Origin of the sequence: Burkholderia sp. SRS-25, assembly GCF_004343765.1 — a bacterium.
Taxonomy (GTDB): Bacteria; Pseudomonadota; Gammaproteobacteria; order Burkholderiales; family Burkholderiaceae; genus Burkholderia; species Burkholderia contaminans.
Genome location: NZ_PTXM01000016.1, coordinates 144019 through 162927, shown reverse-complemented (window position 1 = coordinate 162927; position 18909 = coordinate 144019). Strand labels below are relative to the sequence as shown.

The 18909-nt window shown below is 68.9% G+C and carries 15 protein-coding genes, 1 tRNA gene and 2 riboswitches; of the genes, 12 read left to right on the top strand and 4 right to left on the bottom strand.

The features are described 5' to 3' along the window. Nucleotides 1-130 precede the first annotated feature (130 nt). Genes C5O79_RS22790 through C5O79_RS22765 form a run of 6 tightly spaced genes read left to right on the top strand, consistent with a single transcriptional unit; the run spans nt 131 to nt 8263 of the window. Nucleotides 131-916 (top strand): class I SAM-dependent methyltransferase, encoded by a 786-nt coding sequence (locus tag C5O79_RS22790; RefSeq protein ID WP_124474643.1) that lies wholly within the window; start codon nt 131-133, stop codon nt 914-916. Beyond that, the gene (locus C5O79_RS22785; RefSeq protein WP_046547462.1) at nt 913-2298 is read left to right on the top strand and encodes an FAD-binding oxidoreductase; all 1386 of its coding nucleotides are present in this window, start codon (nt 913-915) and stop codon (nt 2296-2298) included. Before C5O79_RS22790 ends, C5O79_RS22785 begins: the two co-directional genes overlap by 4 nt. Continuing rightward, nucleotides 2295-3017 carry a WbqC family protein gene (locus C5O79_RS22780; RefSeq protein ID WP_122473467.1) on the top strand — a complete coding sequence of 241 codons (723 nt, stop codon included), beginning with the start codon at nt 2295-2297 and terminating at the stop codon, nt 3015-3017. The genes C5O79_RS22785 and C5O79_RS22780 overlap by 4 nt, the downstream gene beginning before the upstream one ends. 10 nt (nt 3018-3027) lie before the next feature. Then, a complete protein-coding gene (locus C5O79_RS22775) occupies nt 3028-3675 on the top strand; it encodes a class I SAM-dependent methyltransferase (RefSeq protein ID WP_046547510.1) in 648 nt (215 codons plus the stop codon). A gap of 59 nt (nt 3676-3734) precedes the next feature. Then, nucleotides 3735-4892, top strand: coding sequence for a dTDP-4-amino-4,6-dideoxygalactose transaminase (gene rffA / locus C5O79_RS22770; RefSeq protein WP_046547464.1), 1158 nt, complete (start codon nt 3735-3737; stop codon nt 4890-4892). Between the two features lie 2 nt (nt 4893-4894). Next, a complete protein-coding gene (locus tag C5O79_RS22765; protein ID WP_122473466.1) occupies nt 4895-8263 on the top strand; it encodes a glycosyltransferase in 3369 nt (1122 codons plus the stop codon). A 70-nt stretch (nt 8264-8333) separates the two neighbouring features. Here C5O79_RS22765 and C5O79_RS22760 read toward each other — a convergent pair whose 3' ends face one another. From C5O79_RS22760 to C5O79_RS22750, 3 genes are all read right to left on the bottom strand, one after another. Then, the gene (locus tag C5O79_RS22760) at nt 8334-9881 is read right to left on the bottom strand and encodes a TIGR04222 domain-containing membrane protein (protein ID WP_122473465.1); all 1548 of its coding nucleotides are present in this window, start codon (nt 9879-9881) and stop codon (nt 8334-8336) included. 141 nt (nt 9882-10022) lie between these two features. Then, nucleotides 10023-10352, bottom strand: coding sequence for a helix-turn-helix transcriptional regulator (locus tag C5O79_RS22755; protein ID WP_122473464.1), 330 nt, complete (start codon nt 10350-10352; stop codon nt 10023-10025). 221 nt (nt 10353-10573) lie between these two features. After that, nucleotides 10574-10649, bottom strand: a tRNA-Arg gene (locus C5O79_RS22750). 251 nt (nt 10650-10900) lie between these two features. Between C5O79_RS22750 and C5O79_RS22745 the strand changes: the two genes are divergently transcribed. After that, nucleotides 10901-11785: a c-type cytochrome gene (locus C5O79_RS22745; RefSeq protein ID WP_122473463.1), complete on the top strand. Its 885-nt coding sequence runs from the start codon at nt 10901-10903 to the stop codon at nt 11783-11785. 117 nt (nt 11786-11902) lie between these two features. Here C5O79_RS22745 and C5O79_RS22740 read toward each other — a convergent pair whose 3' ends face one another. Continuing rightward, nucleotides 11903-13990 carry a UvrD-helicase domain-containing protein gene (locus C5O79_RS22740; protein WP_046547468.1) on the bottom strand — a complete coding sequence of 696 codons (2088 nt, stop codon included), beginning with the start codon at nt 13988-13990 and terminating at the stop codon, nt 11903-11905. A 286-nt stretch (nt 13991-14276) separates the two neighbouring features. Here C5O79_RS22740 and C5O79_RS22735 point away from each other — a divergent pair, with 286 nt between their 5' ends. The 5 genes from C5O79_RS22735 (at nt 14277) to gcvH (ending at nt 18877) form a co-directional block, all read left to right on the top strand. After that, nucleotides 14277-14984 carry an SGNH/GDSL hydrolase family protein gene (locus C5O79_RS22735; protein ID WP_047851473.1) on the top strand — a complete coding sequence of 236 codons (708 nt, stop codon included), beginning with the start codon at nt 14277-14279 and terminating at the stop codon, nt 14982-14984. 237 nt (nt 14985-15221) lie between these two features. Then, complete coding sequence (locus C5O79_RS22730; RefSeq protein ID WP_046547470.1) at nt 15222-16274, top strand: oxidoreductase; 1053 nt, start codon at nt 15222-15224, stop codon at nt 16272-16274. 157 nt (nt 16275-16431) lie between these two features. Next, nucleotides 16432-16794, top strand: coding sequence for a hypothetical protein (locus tag C5O79_RS22725; protein ID WP_039351336.1), 363 nt, complete (start codon nt 16432-16434; stop codon nt 16792-16794). Nucleotides 16795-16907: 113 nt separating this feature from the next. Beyond that, nucleotides 16908-17009: riboswitch (glycine riboswitch) on the top strand. A 33-nt stretch (nt 17010-17042) separates the two neighbouring features. Then, nucleotides 17043-17176, top strand: a riboswitch (glycine riboswitch). 84 nt (nt 17177-17260) lie between these two features. Continuing rightward, nucleotides 17261-18379 (top strand): glycine cleavage system aminomethyltransferase GcvT, encoded by a 1119-nt coding sequence (gene gcvT / locus C5O79_RS22720; protein ID WP_046547471.1) that lies wholly within the window; start codon nt 17261-17263, stop codon nt 18377-18379. A gap of 117 nt (nt 18380-18496) precedes the next feature. Beyond that, a complete protein-coding gene (gene gcvH, locus C5O79_RS22715) occupies nt 18497-18877 on the top strand; it encodes a glycine cleavage system protein GcvH (RefSeq protein ID WP_046547472.1) in 381 nt (126 codons plus the stop codon). The last annotated feature ends 32 nt before the right edge of the window (nt 18878-18909 follow it).

Below are 18909 nucleotides of genomic sequence, written 5' to 3'. Positions count from 1 at the left end.
CTGGCGGCGCTCGCTAGACTTGATCGCAGAAAGATGCCCGACCTGCGACGCTCGGACGGTTGCGCATTCCGATGCCACCGCACCGACGCGCGCTCGTCCGGTCACACCCTTTGTGCCTGGAGCCCTGTGTATGCACGAATCAGCGATCATCACCAACGCAGATGGCGATCAGCTCGCGGCGCGCCGCGAACTGTTCGACCTGATGCAGACCTACCCCGCGACGCGCGAGGAACTGGAACGGTCGCTCGGCCTGTTCGTGCGCGGCTCGCTCCTCGCACGCATTCTCGCGACCTTCGAGATCTATCAAAAAATCGTGCCGCTGCCGGGCGCGATCCTCGATCTCGGCACGTGGCGCGGGCAGACCGCCGTGCTGTGCGAGAACTTCCGCGCGATTCTCGAGCCGCTGAACTTCCAGCGCCGCATCCACGCATTCGATACGTTCACGGGCTACACGGGCTTCGCCGAGCACGACACACGCGACCGCAAGCTGTTCTCCGACGGCACGTACTCGCTGTCCGGCGAGTACGCCGACCTGCTGCGCAAGCTGCTGAACCTGCACGAGCGCAGCAACGCGATGGGGCACGTGCATGACAAGCATCACGTGTGGGAAGGCGACTGCCGCGACACGCTGGCGGCGTTCGACGAAGCGCATCCCGGCGAGATGGTCGCGCTCGCGTGGTTCGACCTGAACGTGATCGAGCCGACCCGGCACGCGTTCGACGCGGTGATGGAGCGGCTGGTGCCCGGCGGCATCGTCGCGTTCTGGCAGCTCACCCGCGGCGGCCAGCTGCCCGCGGAAGGCATCCATTACCTGCGCGACCTGCTCGGCAACCGTCCGCACCAGATCCACAAGGCGGCGGCCTATCCGTCGCTCTGCTACCTGTCATTCCCCGAAGGCGGGGGCACACGCACATGAAGATCGCAATCCTCGGCAACGGCATTCTCGGCCTGATGACGGCCCGCGCATGGCAGCAGGCCGACCCGGGCGTCGAGCTCGTGATCGTCGGCCACGCGCATCGGCCCGGCTCGGCCACGCGCGCTGCGGCGGCGATGCTCAATTCGTTCACCGAGCTGGAAGGCGATTCGCTCGGCACGCCGATCGACCGCTTCAAGTTCGAGCTGAGCCGCGGCGCGACGGCGGCGTGGCCCGCCGTATTCGCTGAAATCTGCACGCCGGAGCGCGCGATCGCGTACGGCTTCGGCACCTTCGTGCTGAACAACGCGGCGACCGACGCGCTCGACGACGAGAACTTCGCGGCCATGCAGCGGTTCTGCCGCGAATTCGAGGAGCCCTGCGAGGCGGTCGATCCGTCAGGTATCCCGAACTATCATCCGGACCCGCGCTATCGCGCGCTGAAGGCGGTCTTCCTGAAGCGCGAAGGCTGGGTCAATCCGAAACAGTTTCTCGACGCGCTGACCGAGTCGGTCGCGCAAGCCGGCAACGTGCGCTTCATCGACGCCGAGGTCGAGCGGCTCGACACCGCGGCCGGACGCGTCACCGGCGCGCGACTGTCCGATGGCAGCGTGCTCGGCGCGGACCGCTTCATCCTCTGCAACGGCGCCAACGTGACGCGCGTGCTGCAGGCGAGCCTGCCCGAGCTGCCGGTGCAGCGGATGTTCTACGGCATCGGCATGTCGATCGAACTGCAGAGCAAGGAGAACGTGCACACGCACTGCGTGCGCACGACCAACCGCGGCCTCGCGTGCGGCGTGTATTCGGCGCCGCACGGGCCTGACCGGACCCTCGTCGGCGCCAGCAACTACATCAGCCCGGTGCCGCACGAGCACGGCCACGCCGGCAGCGCGTACACGCTGCTCAAGTCCGCGATGGACCAGATCAACACCCGCTTCTCGCGCGCGAACCTGCTCAACGTCAACGTCGGCTGGCGGCCGACGACGTCCGACCTGTATCCGCTGTTCGGCGAAACCAGCGTGCGCGACCTGTGGATTCTCGGCGGCACCAAGCGCGACGGCTTCCACCTGTCGCCGGTGCTGTGCCGCGATCTCGTCGCGGCGATGCGCGGCGAGCCGATCGATCCGCGCTACGCGGAACTCGCGCCCGAACGCCCGCTGATCCGCAACATGACGCGCGAGGCCGCGATCGCGAAGACGGTGCGTCACCAGATCAATGCCGCGTACCAGCACGACTTCGTGCCGGCGCGCAACCGCATGGTCGAGCAGCTGCAGAACGCGATGCGCGCGGACCTGGAGGCGCTGCACGACAAGCTGGGCGCGACGGACTGGGGCATTCCGCCCGAACTCGTCGACATGTACCGGTACGGCCACATTCCGGCATGAGCGGTGCGACCATGAACCGCGACGCGAAGCGGGTGGCGATCGTCCAGTCCAACTACATTCCGTGGAAGGGCTACTTCGACCTGATCGCCGCCAGCGACGAGTTCATCCTCTACGACGACGCGCAGTACACGCGCCGCGACTGGCGCAACCGCAACCAGATCAAGACGCCGCAGGGCGTGCAGTGGCTGAGCGTGCCGGTGAAGGTGAAGGGCAAGTATCACCAGTCGATCCGCGAAACCGAGATCGACGGCGCCGACTGGGCGCTGCTGCACTGGAAGGCCCTGCAGCAGAACTACGCGCGCGCGCCGCACTTCGCCCGCTATGCGGACGAGCTCGAAGCGCTCTACACCGGTCGCACCTACGGGATGCTGAGCGAGCTGAATGTCGCGATGCTGACCTGGGTCCTACGGCAACTGGAGATCGGCACGCGCGTGTCGTCGACGTCGGACTATGCGCTGCACGGCGACCGCACCGAGAAGCTGCTGAACCTGTGCGTGCAGGCGGGTGCGACCGAGTACCTGTCCGGCCCGGCCGCGCGCAGCTACCTCGACGAGAACCTGTTCGCCGATGCCGGCGTCGCGGTGCGCTGGTTCGACTACCCGACCTATCCCGAGTATCCGCAGCAGTGGGGCGACTTCGTCCACGGCGTGACGGTGCTCGACGTGCTGTTCAACTGCGGTCCCGAAGCGCGCCGGTACGCGCTGACCTCGAAAGACTGAGGTGATGTCCATGAGCGAATCCCGGCATGCGAGCCTGCTGGAAGAAGTGGCCGCGTACTACAGCGCGCGGCTGGCGGAGCACGGCGCGACCGCACGCGGCGTCGACTGGAACGGCGAAACCGGCCAGTTCCTGCGCTTCGAACAACTGACGAAAATCCTGCCCGCGTCCGGCGGCCACTCGGTGAACGACATCGGCTGCGGCTACGGCGCGCTGGTCGATTTCCTGAAGGCGCGTGCGCTGCCGGACGGCTTCGCGTATGCGGGCTACGACATCTCGTCCGACATGGTCGACGCCGCGCGGCAGCGCTACCGCGACGACGCGAACGTCGCGTTTCATGTCGGCGCGGAGCCGCAGGCCGCGTCGGACTACGGGATCGCATCCGGCATCTTCAACGTCAGGCGCGGTCACGGCGACGACGCGTGGCTCGACTACATCCACGCGACGCTCGACACGCTGCACGCGACGAGCCGCCTGGGCTTCGCGTTCAACTGCCTGACGTCGTATTCCGATCCGCCGTTCATGCGCCCGGACCTCCTGTACTACGCGGACCCATGCGCGCTGTTCGATCGCTGCAAGCGCCGCTATTCCCGCCACGTCGCGCTGCTGCACGACTACGGCCTGTACGAATTCACGATTCTCGTCCGCAAGGACATCTGAGCGGCGCCGCGCGCGAGCCGCGCGGCCGAACGTCCCACCCCTTGACGCGGAGCCTGACCATGTTCGGCCCACCCAATCTCGACAGCATTCCGTTCGGCCGCCCGTTCGTGGTCGGCAAGGAGCTCTACTACATCGCGAAAGCGGTCGAGCAGGGCGGCCTCGCCGGCGACCAGGCGTTCACGAAACTCTGCCACCGCTGGCTGGAAGCGCGCATCGGCTGCCAGCGCGCGCTGCTCACGCACTCGTGCACGGCCGCGCTCGAGATGGCCGCGATCCTCGCCGACGTGCAGCCCGGCGACGAAGTGATCATGCCGTCCTACACGTTCGTGTCGACCGCCAACGCGTTCGTGCTGCGCGGCGCGACGCCGGTGTTCGTCGACATCCGCCGCGACACGCTGAACCTCGACGAGACGCAGATCGCCGCCGCGATCACCAAGCGCACGCGCGCGATCGTGCCGGTGCACTACGCGGGCGTCGCATGCGACATGGACGTGATCGGGCAGCTCGCGGCGGACCACGACCTGTGGGTGATCGAGGACGCCGCTCAGGCGCTGCAGTCGACGTGGAACGGCAAGCCGCTCGGCAGCCTCGGCCACCTCGCGTGCCTCAGCTTCCACGAGACCAAGAACGTGATCTCGGGCGAAGGCGGCGCGCTGCTGGTCAACGACCCGCGCCTCGTCGAGCGCGCGGAGATCATCCGCGAGAAGGGCACCAACCGCAGTCAGTTCTTCCGCGGGCAGGTGGACAAGTACACCTGGGTCGACGTCGGCTCGTCGTTCCTGCCGGGCGAGCTGATCGCGGCGTTCCTGTACGCGCAGTTCGAGCACGCGGACGTGATCACCGCACAGCGGCGCGCGACCGTGCAGCGCTACCAGGACGCGCTGCAGCCGCTGCATGCGGACGGGCTGATCGAGCTGCCCGCGATTTCGCTCGCCGAGCGCGGCAACGGCCACATGCTCTATTTCCTCGCACGCGACCTCGCCGAACGCACCGAGCTGCTGCAGCAGATCCGCGCGGTGGGCGTGAACGCGGTGTTCCACTACGTGCCGCTGCACAGTTCGCCGGCCGGCCAGCGCTACGGGCGCTGCGGGTCCGGCATGGCGGTGACGGACCTCGTCGCCGACCGGCTCGTCCGGCTGCCGCTGTACCACGACATGACCGAAGCCGAACAGGATCGCATCCTCGACGTGGTCTTCGATTTCTACCGCACCCGATAACGATGACGACTCCCAAACCTGGCCTGGCGCACGGCGGTTCGCGCATCTTCACGCGACTCGACCACCCGTACTACATACTCGCGCCGAATTTCCGGCAAACCTCCGGCGGGATCCGCGCGATGCACTACCTGTGCCACGTGCTGAACCTGCTCGGCCACGAAGCGTACGTCTGCACGCCGGTCGTGCATCCCGACCTGCGCACGCCGCCGCTGACCAACGACATCGTGCAGGCGCACGCCCGCGCGAATCGCAGCCCGATCGTCGTCTACCCGGACGTCGTCACCGGCAATCCGTTCAACGCGCGCTGCGTCGTGCGCTACCTGCTGGCCGAGCCCGGCCGCATCAACGGCGAACCGATCACCCTGCAGCCGGACGACCTCATCTTCACGTTCGGGCCGTCGCTGGTACCCGAAGAATGGAAGGCGGACCTGCTGCGCATGCCGCTGGTCGACACGCGCATCTTCAACAGCGACGGTGTCGACGACGCCCGCCGCAACGGCACGGCCGTCTTCATCAATCGCCACCTGCGGCGCGGCGGCACGCTGCATCCGGTCACCGCCGAGTCGATCGAAATCTCGACCCGCGTGCCGGAACGTTCGGCGCACGAACTCGCGGCGCTGTTCCGACAGGTCGAGTGCGTGTACACGTACGAATGGTCCACCGCCGTGTTCGAAGCACTGCTGTGCGGCTGCCCGGTCGTGTGCATCATGAATGACGCGTCGCTGTCGGAGCCGACCCGGTGGGTGATGGACGGCAAGGGCATCGCGTGGGGGCTCGACGAACACGAGATCGCCCACGCGAAGGCCACCGTTCACGAAGCGCGCAGCGTCTACCTGAAGGAAGAGGAGACGTTCTGGCAGCAGTTGCAGAACTTCGTCGAGCGGACCCAGGCCCACGCGGACAAGCTGGATGCGCAGGCCGTCGCGCCGGGCGCCGCGGCCCACGGACAGCCCGCGTCCGCGCCGCGCTCGTGCATCGCGGTCGTCACCGCCGAACCGGCGGACCACGCGCGCACCAGCCTGCGCTTCGCGCAGCCGTTCGCGCGGCTGGACCGCGAATGGGCGCTGACGTTTCCTGTCACGCAAGCCGGCATCGATCCCGACGCGCTGCAGCGCGCGGATCTGATCGTGCTGCAGGGCGACACGCCGGGCCTGCTGTCCGCCGCCACGCTGGAACACCTGTTCTCGCTCGGCAAGCCGGTCGTCCTCGAGATCGACGCGCCGCTCGACACGCTGCTCGCCGACATCCCCGGCGCGGCCGACAACGCGCGCCGCAAGGCAGGCATCCGCAGCGCCGTGCAGCGCGCGCATGCGATCGTCGTGCCGTCGGAAGCGCTGGTGCGGGAGTACCGTCAAGTCAACGCATCGGTCCACGTGCTGCCGACCGGCGTCGATCTCGAACGTCTGCACCGCGCGGCGCCCGGCGTGCGCGACCACGTGAACCTCGCGGTTTCCGGCACCGGTCTCGACGGCGCGCGTCTCGAGCAGGTCCGCCACGCGCTGGCCGAGCTCCGCCGCCGGTTCCCGGGGAAGCTCCAGGTATCGTTCATCGGCGCGGCGCTGCCGGCCGGCTGGGATCGCGAACCGGACGTCACGCTGATCGCGGAGCCTGTCCCTTACGACAGCTACGCCGACGCGCTGAAGCGCGCGGACCTCGACATCGCGCTGGTCGCGGCGCCGGTCACGTTGCGCGACGATGCGCCGCCGCGCGCATGGCTCGAATGCTCGGCGGCCGGCGCGGCCACGGTGCTCGTCGCCACGCCGGCGGAAGGCTGCCCGGTTGTCCACGGCAGCACGGGCTGGCTCGTCGCCGACGCTGCCGACGCGTGGGTCGACGCGATCGCGCACCTGATCGAGCATCCGCAAACCCGCGCGCAACTCGCCGCGGCCGCGCAGGATGCGATCCGCGCGCAGCATGACATCGGCCGCAACGCAGCGCGCCACGGTGCGCTGTACGCGCGGCTGCTGGCGGAGAACCGGACGCCGGCGCCCGTCGCCGCGACTGCGGACGCCGCACCGCGCCGCAAGCGCCTGATCGTGTATTCGATCGATCCGGACGCATGCGCGTCGTCGCGCATTCGCCTCACGCTGCCGTTCGGTCTGCTGAGCGACGAATGGGAACTCGTCCCGGGCATCCGGGACGGCCAGATCGACAGCAGCGTGCTGGCCACGGCCGACGCCGTCCTGCTCCACCGGCTGACGCCCGGCCTGCTGACCGGCAACGACCTGTACACGATCTTCAAGCATGAAAAGCCGGTGATCTACGAAACCGACGACCTGCTGACCGAACTGCCGCCCGCGCATCCGCTCGCTGCGCAGGGCGGGATGGCCCGCGCGGGGATCGAGCTCATGCTGCGCAACGCGGACGCCGTGATCGTATCCACGCCGTTCATCGCCAGCCGCTACCGGCTGTCGCACCCGCGTGTTCACGTGCTGCCCGACAGCGTGGACTTCGACCGGTTCTACCGGCCCGTGACGGCGCGCGGCGACGACTGCGTGACGATCGGCATCGCGGGCGCGTCGCTACGCGCCGACAACTTCGCGCTCGTCAACGCGGCGCTGCACGCGATCTGCGCGCGCCATCCCGGCAAGGTCAGGGTGAGTTTCGTCGGCGCGGACGTCCCGCCCGGCTGGGCCGGCCACCCGGCCGCCGGGTGCGAGCCCGAGCTTCACGACTACGACATGCACGCGCAACGCCTGCCGGAACGGCGCTGGGACATCGCGCTGCTGCCGCTGGCCGACCACGACTACAACGCCGGCACGGGCACGATCCAGTGGCAGGAATACGCGGCAGCCGGCATCGCCTCGATCGTCAGCGACCGGCCGGCCTATCGCTTCGCGCTGCACGACGGCTGCGACGGCCTGCTGGTCCCGGATGCGCCGCAGGCGTGGGTCGACGCGCTCGACCGGCTGATCGCGAACCCGGCGCAGCGCCGCGGGCTCGCGCGCACGGCGCAGGCGAAGGTCCGCAAGCATTACGCGTTGCAGCAGGCGCTGCCGCGCTATCGCCATGTGTATCAGCAGTGCATCGACAAAGGCGCTGTCGGCAACCAGCCCGGCCGGCCGGACGCGCCGATCCCCGGCGCACTGATCCTGGACGTCGAGGGCGACCTCGACCAGGTCCGGCTGAGCCTGCAGGAAATCGCAAGGCGGCCGGAACAGGATCTGCTGGCGGTCGTGGTGACCACGTCGCAGGCGCCGCTGCCCGAATGGACCGACAAGGTGCGCTACCTGCACGCGCCCGCGCACGAGTACGCGGCCACCGTCGAGCAGCTCTGCGCGCTGCCGGCGTTCGACTGGACGCTGATCGTCGAGGCGGGCGACGGGCGTGCTGCGCAGGTGCAAACGCCCGCCGATGCCGCGATCGCGTAGTTCGGTGCGCCCCGTGCCGCTTGCCTGACGCTGGCGGCCCGGCGCGCTATCCCGGCAGCGCGCCCTGAGCTCAGTTGCTCGAACAGCCGCCGCAACTGCTCGAGCTGCATGAGCTCGACGAACTGCACGAACTCGAACCGCTGCTGTCCCCGGCGCCCGAGTCGGACGAACCGCTCGACCCGCCGGTTTTCATGGCGACGGGCGGCGGCGCCATCAGCACTTGCGAATGCGCGGCCCACACGGTGCCGGCGAGCGCGCCGGCGCCGAACAGCGCGGCCGTCCACAAGAGCCCGTCCGGCGTCGCGCGGTCGCTCCGGCGTTGGTCGCAGTGCGCGTCGAGCGCCGCCTCGCCGCCGCGCGTCATGCCGCCGCGCCCGACGCCGGGCAGGCGGCCGACCATGAAGTGGTACGCGACCATGAACGCCGCCATGACAATCATCAGCAGCAGCACGGGCCGGCCGCGGCTCAGGCCGACCGCGAGCTTCGCCGCGCCCGCGCCGAACACGAGCAGCAGGATCGCGCGCGCGGCCATCCGCGTCGCCCGCATCTCGCCCGGCGCCCATAGCCAGCCTTTGCGCTGCAACGCTGCGGCGCAGTCGGCTTCGCGCCACGCGAGACGCTGACGAAACGCGTGGCAGCTCGTCTCGCCGCCGGGTTGCCGCCTCAGCCATTCCCAGTCGGCGCCATACGCGCCTGCGTGTTGCGGATCGTCGATCCGCACCCGCGCGTCGTGGCCCTTGCTCATCCGCAGCTCGATCGCACCGGCATGCGCGAGTGACAGCATCGCGACCTGCGCCATCCGCGCACCGCCGCCCGCGAGATACGCCGCTTCCTCCGCGCTCAGGTCGGGCGCCGATTCGGGGGCGCGCGTTCCCCACGCACGATGGCGGTATTCGATCCACTGCAGGCCGGCGATCAGCAGCAGCGCGGCGACGCAGAGCGGCACGTAGAACAACCCGAGAAAGTCCGGCCCCGAGAAGTCCAGCACATTGAAATCGCTCGCGCTCGCGCAGGTCGCCGCGACGCTGATCGCCGCCGTCGGCCACGCGAACTTCGCGATGCGCCGCCAGCGTCGCGGGCGCGCGGCGGGCTCGCTCGACGGGCCGTCGCGCAGTGCTGCGCGCTGCATCGGGGCGTCGGCGGGCACGTCCGGCTCGGTCACGGGGCGCGGCCAGATCGCTTCGGGCGGTTCGCAACCGAACAGCCTGCGGTAGCTGTCGAGCGTCTGCCGGTAGTGCCGCGCGTACTGCGCGGCCTCGTCGGGCGCGCCCGCGCCCGGCACATGATGCAGCGGCGCGCGCAGCACGTCGGCGCAGAACACGTCCCAGTATTCGCGCGTGTATTGCAGGTGCAGGTGCCAGGCGGCGTCGACCGCGTGCGACGGCGTGACCGGATGGCCGGCTGCCTGCGCGAGGAACGCGAAGCGCTTGTATTCGTCGATCACGGCCAGCGCATGCGCATGCGACCAGCATTCGGCTTCGGCAAGGCGCCGGCTGTACGGTAGCGGCGCGGTCGGATCGTCGAGGGAATAGGCGTGCAGACGCGCGAGCAGTGCCTGCTGCGCATCGGTCAGCGCGCGGGCATCGACTGCGGTCGAGGTAGACAGGATGGCAGCCATCGGGAGTCGGCGCGATGCGCGGACGGCCGCCGCGATCGTCGCTTGGAGTGGTTGTTGCGGGCGATTCTCGCACAACGGCGAGGCAACACGGGCTGCGGCCCGGGGCGCCCGGCATGCCAGGCGCGCTCACCGACCCGTGCGTCAGAAGTCGAGCTGCGCCAGCGTGATGCCCAGCGCTGATGCGATCTTCCGGCGCAGCGGCTTGCGCAGCGTCTCGCGCTTCTCGCGTTTTGCGTAGTCCGAGCGACTGATGCCGAGCCGCTGCGCGACCTCGGCCCGCGTCAGCCCGAGATATTCGCGCCACGCACGCGCGGGCGAACTGCCGTCGAACACGGCGCGCGTCACGACTTCGTGCGGTACCGGAGCGGGCGTGACCCGCTGCTGCGCGGCATAGTCGGCGTACGGAATCACGACGAAGGCCGGTGTGCCGTCCGGCCCGTTGATGAACTGAACAGGGAGTGATTTGCTCATACGGTGACCGCCGCCCATGGTGCGACGCGGCTATTTGTCGTTTCGGTCGACACTTTCAATCAGTGTTTTCAGATGGGTTTCGCGCACGTCGAACCGGATCGACAAACGACTGAGCCGGATCGGATGCCACGCGATCGAAAGCCGCCAACCGGCCGGGATATTACTGCAAACGGGAAAACGACGAGGCGACGAAACAGCTGAGTGCCTGAACAGGCATGTTTTGGCGCGCCCGGCTGGGATCGAACCAGCAACCCCTGCCTTCGGAGGGCAGTACTCTATCCATTGAGCTACGGGCGCATCTGACAGTGAAGCGACCCCAATATACAGGCCGCCCACGATTGGCAAGACGGCAAGGATACCCGGTTTCCCATGACGCGTCCACCTTGCCCGACGAATCCCCGCCGGGCCCCGCTGCGTGCGGGTAAACACGCGCCATCGCACCGCTCGCCGTGATGTAAACGTTCCGTCTATAATCGACCGGGCTTCATTGGACTGCCATTTGCCGTTGCACCGCGCTCACAATTCCTATTCACGGAGACGAGGCAAGCATGAGCGAAGCACCCCACGAATCTCCCGTCAAAACCCCCGGGCAGCTGATTGCCGTCATCATCGCGTCGTTCGCGATTCCGATCATCCTGATCGTCCTGTTCGCCAACTATGCGAACCATGCGTTCCGTTCCGGCGCCGGCACGGACGCGTTATCCGACGAACAGGTCGCCGCACGCGTCGCCCCGCTCGCGAAGGTCGACGTGAAGGACGCAAACGCGCCCCGCACGTACAAGACCGGCGAGGAAGTCTACAAGGCCGTGTGCGTGACCTGCCACGGCACGGGCGCCGCCGGCGCGCCGAAGTTCGGCAACAAGGACGACTGGGCGCCGCGCATCTCGCAAGGCTTCGACACGCTGCTGAAGACCGCGCTGGCCGGCAAGGGCGCGATGCCGCCGCGCGGCGGCACGAGCCCCGACGACGTCAGCGACTATGAAATCGCCCGTGCGATCGTCTACATGGCGAACAACGACGGCGCGAACTTCCCCGAACCGGCCGCGCCGGCCGCCAACGCGGCGCAACCCGCCAGCGGCGCCGCTGCCGCGTCGGGCGCGGCCGACGCCGCGAGCGCGCAAATCGCCGCGGCCCAGGCAGCGATCGCCGCGATCCCGAAGGCCGGTGAAGCGCCCGCAGCCGCCCCGGCCGGCGCCGACGCCGGCAAGGCGCTGTACACGTCGACCTGCCAGGCCTGCCACGCGGCGGGCGTGCTCGGCGCGCCGAAGTTCGGCAGCAAGGAAGACTGGGCGCCGCGCCTGAAGGACTCGATGGATACGGTCTACAACTACGCGCTGCACGGCAAGGGCGCGATGCCGCCGAAGGGCGGGTCGAACGCGTCGGACGCCGACGTGAAGGCCGCCGTCGACTACATGGTCAACGCGTCGAAGTAACCCCACCCGGCCGTCAGTAAAAAACCCCCGCGACGCATACGCATCGCGGGGGTTTTGTTTGGTCGGCGGACCACCGGAGCGCCGGACCGCCGTGCGCGCGGCGGCGGCACCGCCAGGTCACTTCTGCAGCAACGCCTTCAGGCTCGCGAGCCGGTCCTTCGGCGACATCGGCGCCTCTTCCGGCGTCGGCGGCGGCGCATCGTCGAGCCCCATCTCCGGGATGAAGCGAGACGGTTCGCACACGACCGTCTCGCGCGCCCGCTTGCGCTTCTTGCACCAGTTCAGGTGCAGGCTGCGCTGCGCGCGCGTGATCGCCACGTACATCAGCCGGCGCTCCTCCTCGATCCGCTCGTTGTCGATCGGGCCGTCGTCCTCGGAGCCGCCGCGGTGCGGCATGATGCCTTCCTCGACGCCGACCAGGAACACGTGCGGATACTCGAGCCCCTTCGACGCGTGGACGGTCGACAACCGCACGGCGTCCGGGTCTTCGTCCTTGCCCTCGAGCATCGACATCAGCGCGACGGTCTGGATCAGCCCGAGCAGGTTCTTGCCCGTATCGGCGAGGCCGTCCGCGTTGTGAAAGCCTTCCGCCTCGCCGTCGACCGCTTCCGTCTCGGGCTTGGTGCCCTTGCGCTTCAGCCATTCGAGGAATTCGAGCACGTTCTGCCACTTCGACTGCGCCTGCCGTTCGTCGAATGCGTCGTACAGGTACGCCTCGTAGTGGATCGCCTCCATCATGTCGTCGAGCACGGCGGTGGCGGGATCCTTGTCCGCGCGCTCGGTCAGGCGCTGGATGAAGTCGCAGAACATCCGCAGCGGCTCGACCTGGCGCGCGGACAGCCGCGCCTCGATCCCGCCCATGTACACGGCCTCGAACAGCGACACCTTCGCCTGGCCCGCGAACGAGCCGAGCGCTTCGAGCGTCGTGTTGCCGATCCCGCGGCGCGGCGTGGTGACCGCGCGGATGAACGCGGGATCGTCGTCGGCGTTCGCGATCAGCCGCAGGTACGCGCACAGATCCTTGATCTCGGCCTTGTCGAAGAACGACTGGCCGCCGGACAGCACGTACGGGATCCGCTCGCGCCGCAGCACCTGCTCGAAGATCCGCGCCTGGAAGTTACCGCGATACAGGATCGCGTAGTCGCGGAACTGCGCGCGCCGCTCGAACTTGTGCGCGGACAGCCGGAACACGACCGACTCGGCTTCATGCTCCTCGTCGTTGCACGGCGTTACGGTGATCGAATCGCCCATCCCGTGCTCGGACCACAGCTTCTTCTCGAACAGCTTCGGGTTGTTCGCGATCACGTTGTTCGCGGCAGTGAGGATGCGCACCGTCGACCGGTAGTTCTGCTCGAGCTTGACCAGGTGCAGCTTCGGGAAATCCTTGCCGAGCTGCGCGAGGTTCTCGAGCGTCGCGCCGCGCCAGCCGTAGATCGCCTGGTCGTCGTCGCCCACCGCCGTGAACGCCGCGCGCGGGCCCGCGAGCAGCTTCAGCAGCTCGTACTGGCACGCGTTGGTGTCCTGGTACTCGTCGATCAGCAGGTAGCGCAGCTTGTTCTGCCAGCGGTCGCGCACCTGTTCGTTCTTCGCGAACAGCTCGGCGGGCAGGCGGATCAGGTCGTCGAAGTCGACCGCCTGGTACGCGTGCAGCGTCGCGACGTAGTTGCGGTAGACCAGCGCGGCCTGGTGCTCGTCCTCGTTGGCCGCGATCGTCATCGCCTCCTCGGGCATGATCAGGCCGTTCTTCCACAGCGAGATGGTGCTCTGGATCTTGCGGATCAGGCCCTTGTCGGTCGTGCCGATCTGCTCCTGGATCATCCCGAAGCAATCGTCCGAATCCATGATCGAGAACTGCGGCTTCAGGCCGACGTGCTCGGCCTCCTGGCGCAGGATCTGCACGCCCAGCGAGTGGAAGGTGCAGACGGTGAGCTGGTTGACGGGCACCTTGCGGCCTTCCTTGCCGGGCGTGGTGAGCGTCTTGCCCTCGAGCAGCTTCGACACGCGCTCGCGCATTTCGGCGGCCGCCTTGTTCGTGAACGTGACGGCGGCGATGTGGCGCGGCTCGAAGCCTTTCGCTTCGATCAGGTGCGCGATCTTCTGCGTGATCACGCGGGTCTTGCCGCTGCCCGCGCCGGCGAGCACGAGACAGGGACCGTCGAGGTAGCGCACCGCTTCGTTCTGGGCGGGATTCAGGCCTGCGGACATGATGGCGGATGGTGTTGCGGTTGACGGCGGAACGCCGGGAGGATGCCGTGCGCGGCGGGCTGGCGAAGCAGGCGGACACGCGGGCAGGACGCGCATGTTAACACGTCGGCGGCGCGCTTTTCGGGAGCGCCGCCGGACGGGGCCGCGCGGGCCGACCGGCCGGCCGCCCCCTGTCCGTCCGGCCAATCCGGCCCCGTTCGCGCACCGATCGACCACAATACGTCCACGCCGGCGCCGCCCCGCGCCGGCCCGTTTGCCTCGCCTGAACCGCCACCGGATCGACATCATGGGATACCCGTTCGCCACCGCTGCCCTTGGCCCGCTGCTGTTCGCGCAGGGGCGCTACGTGCGCCGCGTCACGCCGCGGCTGCCCGAGGCGGCCGGCCCGCGCGACGGCGTGGCGGGCGATGGCCCGCCGCTGCGCGTGCTGGTGGTCGGCGATTCGGCCGCCGCGGGCGTCGGCGTCGCGACGCAACGCGACGCGCTATCCGGGCAACTGGCGAGCGCGCTCGCGGCCACCCATCGCGTGAGCTGGAAGCTGCTCGCGCGCACCGGCCTGACCACGCGGGAGCTGGTCGACTGGCTCGCCGCCGAGCCGGCCGAGCCGTTCGACGTGGCCGTCACGTCGCTCGGCGTCAACGACGTGACGGGCGGCGTGCCGCCGGCTCGCTGGCAGGCGCAGCAGGCCGAGCTCGTCCGGCTGCTCGCCGCGCGCTTCCGGGTCGGGCACGCGATCCTGTCGGCGGTGCCGCCGATGGAGCGCTTTCCGGCGCTGCCGCAGCCGCTCGCGTGGTATCTCGGGCTGCGCGCGAAGCGGCTCAACACGGCGCTCGCCGGGTGGGCCGCCACGCAGCCGCATTGCACGTTCCTGCGCGTCGAGCTGCCGCTCGAGCGCCACCTGATGGCCACCGACGGCTTCCACCCCGGCGCAACCGCCTGCGCGGTGTGGGCCGAGCAGGTCGCCGCCGCCGTGCGGCAGCGGGCAGCCGTATGACACCGGGCGACGCCCCTGCGGCAGCCGTTCATTGCACGGGCGCAGGCAGGCAAACCCCGCCCGCACGGGGCCGCCGGCCTGCGCAAATGCCGGCTTTCCTTGCGCAAGCGCCGCATCGCACCGTGCATTTCGCCCGAACGCGCCAGTGCAAGCGGCGGCGCCATGCCAAAATAGCCGGTCGTCTTCGCGCCGTCTCGGCGCGCCATCCTTTAGTTTCCTTCGCAGCCAGGAATTGCCATGTCGTCATTGCTCAGGATTGGTTTGATGGGTTTCGGTTTCGCCGGCGCGACGTTCCACGCGCCCGTGATCGCCACGAGCGGCCGCACTGAAGTCGCCGCGATCGCGACGGGTCAGCCCGATCGCGCGCAGGCGGCGTATCCGGGCGCGCGCGTCGTTCCGGATCTCGACACGCTGCTCGGCCTCGACGACATCGAGTGCGTGGTGATCGCCACGCCGAACGACACGCACTTCGCGCTCGCACGCCAGGTGCTCGAAGCCGGCCGCCACGTGGTCGTCGACAAGCCCGTCACGCTCACCGCCGACGAGGCGCTCGCGCTCGCGCGGCTCGCGAACGCGCGCAGCCGGCTGTTCGCGCCGTTCCACAACCGCCGCTGGGACGGCGATTTCCTCACCGTGCGCGACATCGTCAAATCGGGCGAGCTCGGCCGGGTGACCAGTTTCGAATCGCACTTCGACCGCTTCCGCCCGACGCCGCGCACGCGCTGGCGCGAGGAGCCGGCCCGCGGCGGCGGCTTGCTGCTCGACCTCGGCCCGCACCTGATCGACCAGGCGCTCGCGCTGTTCGGCCTGCCGGAAACGGTGAGCGCGACCGTCAAGACGCGCCGCGACAACGGCACGGCGCCCGATTTCGTGCACCTGCAGCTCGGCTATCCGGACAAGGACGTCGCGCTGCATGCGAGCGCGCTGTCGGCAATCGAACCCGCGCGCTTCACGCTGCACGGCACGCGCGGCAGTTACCAGAAGTTCGGGCTCGACACGCAGGAAGACCAGCTCAAGGCCGGCCTCACCGCGGACGACGTCGAATTCGGCGGCGGCAACCCGCCCGGCCTGCTGCGCGTGCTCGACGGCGAAGTCGAGGTCGAGCGCCCGGTGCCGACGCTCGATGGCCAGTACGCGGAGTTCTACCGCGCGCTCGCCGCGTCGATCCGCGACGGCGCGCCGTTCCCTGTCACCGCGCAGGACGCCGTCGACGTGATGACGATCATCGAGCTCGCCGCGCAGAGCGAGCACGACGGCCGCCGCCTGCCGTTCGTGCGCCGCACGATCTGACACCGCGCGCCGGCCGGCGACGGCCGGTCGGCGCCGGTGCATGGGATCAGCCGGAACATTCGGTTACAAATGCCGGGGGAACGAAAGTCAGCGACAGACTAGTCTGATGCGTTTCTCAAAAAAGTCGATCCGACACCAATCCGTCAGGAGAATGTTGATGCAACGGTTGATTCGCGCAGCAGTGTGCTGCGCCCTGGTTTCCTCGCTTGCGGCCTGTATCGTCCAGCCGCAGCAGCCGGTCCGCCCGGCGCCCCCGCCGCGGCCGAATCCGCAGGTCGTCGCGAACGAGCGGATGCAGCAGATCCAGGGCCGGATCGACAATCTGCACCGCCGCATCGATGCGCGTGTGAACGGCGGCTACTACCCGCCGCCGTACGGCGCGCAGCTTCATCATCGCCTCGACGTGATCCGCCAGGAATCGAACGACATGTCCGCGCAGCACAGCGGCGGCCTGTCCGGCGACGAGCAGCGCGTGCTGAACCAGGAACTCGACACGGCCGCGCGCGCGATCGGCGAGTAACGCACCGGCGCCCGCCGGAGCGGAAAAAGCGGCGGCACCGGTTGCCGCCGCTTGTCGCGAAGCGACATTCTTTTGCTCAAATTGACAAGGCCCACCCGCTCGCGTACAGTCGCCCGCACGCGTCGGGAGAGCGTGTGACCGGGCTGTTTCAGCCGGTTGCGCCGCCGAAGGGGCACACCCGCAAACTCTCAGGCAAAAGGACCGACCGCGTCGGGGAATCCCGTCCGCGCATTGCGCGGGCCACACTCTCCCCGCACTCTGGAGAGCGGCAGTAGCCCGCAGCGCATCCGCTGCGCGGGCAAGCTGCCCACCGAAGGGGCGCGCGTTCGCCAGGCCTGGCCGGCAGCGCAATCTCTCAGGTATCGAGGACAGAGGGGCATGTACCGGATCGCTCGCAGGCCATCGGCCGCGGTGGTCGGCACATGGCCGTTCTGATCCGCGCGCAAGCGCCTTGCCTGAGGCCTCGATGACTGCACTGAATCACACCCCGCTCAACGCCGCGCACCGCGCGCTCAATGCCCGCATGGTCGACTTCGGCGGCTGGGACATGCCCGTCAACTACGGCTCGCAGATCGAAGAGCATGAAGCCGTGCGCACCGACGCCGGCATGTTCGACGTGTCGCACATGTGCGTCGTCGATTTCACCGGCAGCCGCGTGCGCGCATTCTTCGAGCATGCGATCGCGAACAACGTCGGCAAGCTCAAGACGCCCGGCAAGGCCCTCTACTCGTGCCTGCTCAATCCGCAGGGCGGCGTCATCGACGACCTGATCGTCTACTACTTCACCGAAGAATTCTTCCGCGTCGTCGTCAACGCCGGCACGGCCGAGAAAGACATCGCGTGGTTCAACCAGCTGAACGAGCAAGGCGGCTTCGGCGTCACGATCGCGCCGCGCCGCGATTTCGCGATCGTCGCCGTTCAAGGCCCGAACGCCCGCGAAAAGGCGTGGTCGACCGTGCCCGCCGCGCGCGCCGCCACCAGCGAACTGAAGCCGTTCAACGCCGCGCAGGTCGCCGGCACGCCGTTCGGCGATCTCACCGTCGCGCGCACCGGCTACACCGGTGAAGACGGTTTCGAAGTGATCGTCCCGGCCGTGCACGTCGAAGCGCTGTGGAACGCGCTGCAGCAAAACGGCGTGCGTCCGTGCGGGCTCGGCGCGCGCGACACGCTGCGCCTCGAGGCCGGCATGAACCTGTACGGCCAGGACATGGACGACACCGTGTCGCCGCTCGACGCGGGCCTCGCATGGACGGTCGACCTCAGCACGCCGCGCGACTTCGTCGGCCGCGCGGCACTGGAAGCCAACGGCACCCGCGCCGCGTTCGTCGGCCTGATCCTGCAGAAGGAAAACGGCAAGGCGGGCGGCGTGCTGCGCGCGCACCAGAAGGTCGTCACGCCGCACGGCGACGGCGAGATCACGAGCGGCACGTTCTCGCCGTCGATGCAGGAATCGATCGCGTTCGCACGCGTGCCGGCGGCCGTCCAGATCGGCGACACCGTCCAGGTGCAAATTCGAGACAAGAATCTTCCCGCGCGCGTGGTAAAACTGCCGTTCGTGCGCAACGGCAAGGTCCTCGCTGCGTAACGGCCGGGAGGCCTGCCTCCCGGTAAGCCGGGAAATGGCGCCCGGCGCAACCCCCTACCCGGCGCGCCCCGGCGGCGCGCCAGCAGAACGAACAAACCCTTTTATCAGGAGCATCCGATGAGCAACGTCCCGGCCGAGCTGAAATACACCGACGAACATGAGTGGATCCGCACCGAGGCAGACGGCACGCTGACGGTCGGCATCACCGATCACGCGCAGAACACGCTTGGCGACATCGTGTTCCTCGAGCTGCCGAAAGTCGGCACGCAGGTCAAGGCAGGCGACGCGATCGGCGTCGTCGAATCCGTGAAAGCCGCATCGGACATCTATTCGCCCGTGACCGGCGAAGTCGTCGCGATCAACACCGACGTGGCCGACGCCCCGGAAGACGTGAACGGCGATGCGTATGACGCATGGCTGTTCAAGATCAAGCTCGCCGCAGGCGCATCGACCGACAGCCTGCTCGACGCTGCCGCCTACAGCAAGCTGATCGACTAACCCCCTGAATCGCGCGGGGCCGGTCAGCCGCC

Excerpts from the sequence above, each read along its gene's own strand:
- gcvH (WP_046547472.1), top strand. The coding sequence starts at position 18,497 with ATGAGCAACGTCCCGGCCGAGCTGAAATACACCGACGAACATGAGTGG.
- C5O79_RS22725 (WP_039351336.1), top strand. The coding sequence starts at position 16,432 with ATGCAACGGTTGATTCGCGCAGCAGTGTGCTGCGCCCTGGTTTCCTCG.
- gcvT (WP_046547471.1), top strand. The coding sequence starts at position 17,261 with ATGACTGCACTGAATCACACCCCGCTCAACGCCGCGCACCGCGCGCTC.
- C5O79_RS22755 (WP_122473464.1), bottom strand. The coding sequence starts at position 10,352 with ATGAGCAAATCACTCCCTGTTCAGTTCATCAACGGGCCGGACGGCACA.
- C5O79_RS22790 (WP_124474643.1), top strand. The coding sequence starts at position 131 with ATGCACGAATCAGCGATCATCACCAACGCAGATGGCGATCAGCTCGCG.
- C5O79_RS22775 (WP_046547510.1), top strand. The coding sequence starts at position 3,028 with ATGAGCGAATCCCGGCATGCGAGCCTGCTGGAAGAAGTGGCCGCGTAC.
- C5O79_RS22740 (WP_046547468.1), bottom strand. The coding sequence starts at position 13,990 with ATGTCCGCAGGCCTGAATCCCGCCCAGAACGAAGCGGTGCGCTACCTC.
- C5O79_RS22745 (WP_122473463.1), top strand. The coding sequence starts at position 10,901 with ATGAGCGAAGCACCCCACGAATCTCCCGTCAAAACCCCCGGGCAGCTG.
- C5O79_RS22785 (WP_046547462.1), top strand. The coding sequence starts at position 913 with ATGAAGATCGCAATCCTCGGCAACGGCATTCTCGGCCTGATGACGGCC.
- C5O79_RS22780 (WP_122473467.1), top strand. The coding sequence starts at position 2,295 with ATGAGCGGTGCGACCATGAACCGCGACGCGAAGCGGGTGGCGATCGTC.
- C5O79_RS22760 (WP_122473465.1), bottom strand. The coding sequence starts at position 9,881 with ATGGCTGCCATCCTGTCTACCTCGACCGCAGTCGATGCCCGCGCGCTG.
- C5O79_RS22730 (WP_046547470.1), top strand. The coding sequence starts at position 15,222 with ATGTCGTCATTGCTCAGGATTGGTTTGATGGGTTTCGGTTTCGCCGGC.
- rffA (WP_046547464.1), top strand. The coding sequence starts at position 3,735 with ATGTTCGGCCCACCCAATCTCGACAGCATTCCGTTCGGCCGCCCGTTC.
- C5O79_RS22765 (WP_122473466.1), top strand. The coding sequence starts at position 4,895 with ATGACGACTCCCAAACCTGGCCTGGCGCACGGCGGTTCGCGCATCTTC.
- C5O79_RS22735 (WP_047851473.1), top strand. The coding sequence starts at position 14,277 with ATGGGATACCCGTTCGCCACCGCTGCCCTTGGCCCGCTGCTGTTCGCG.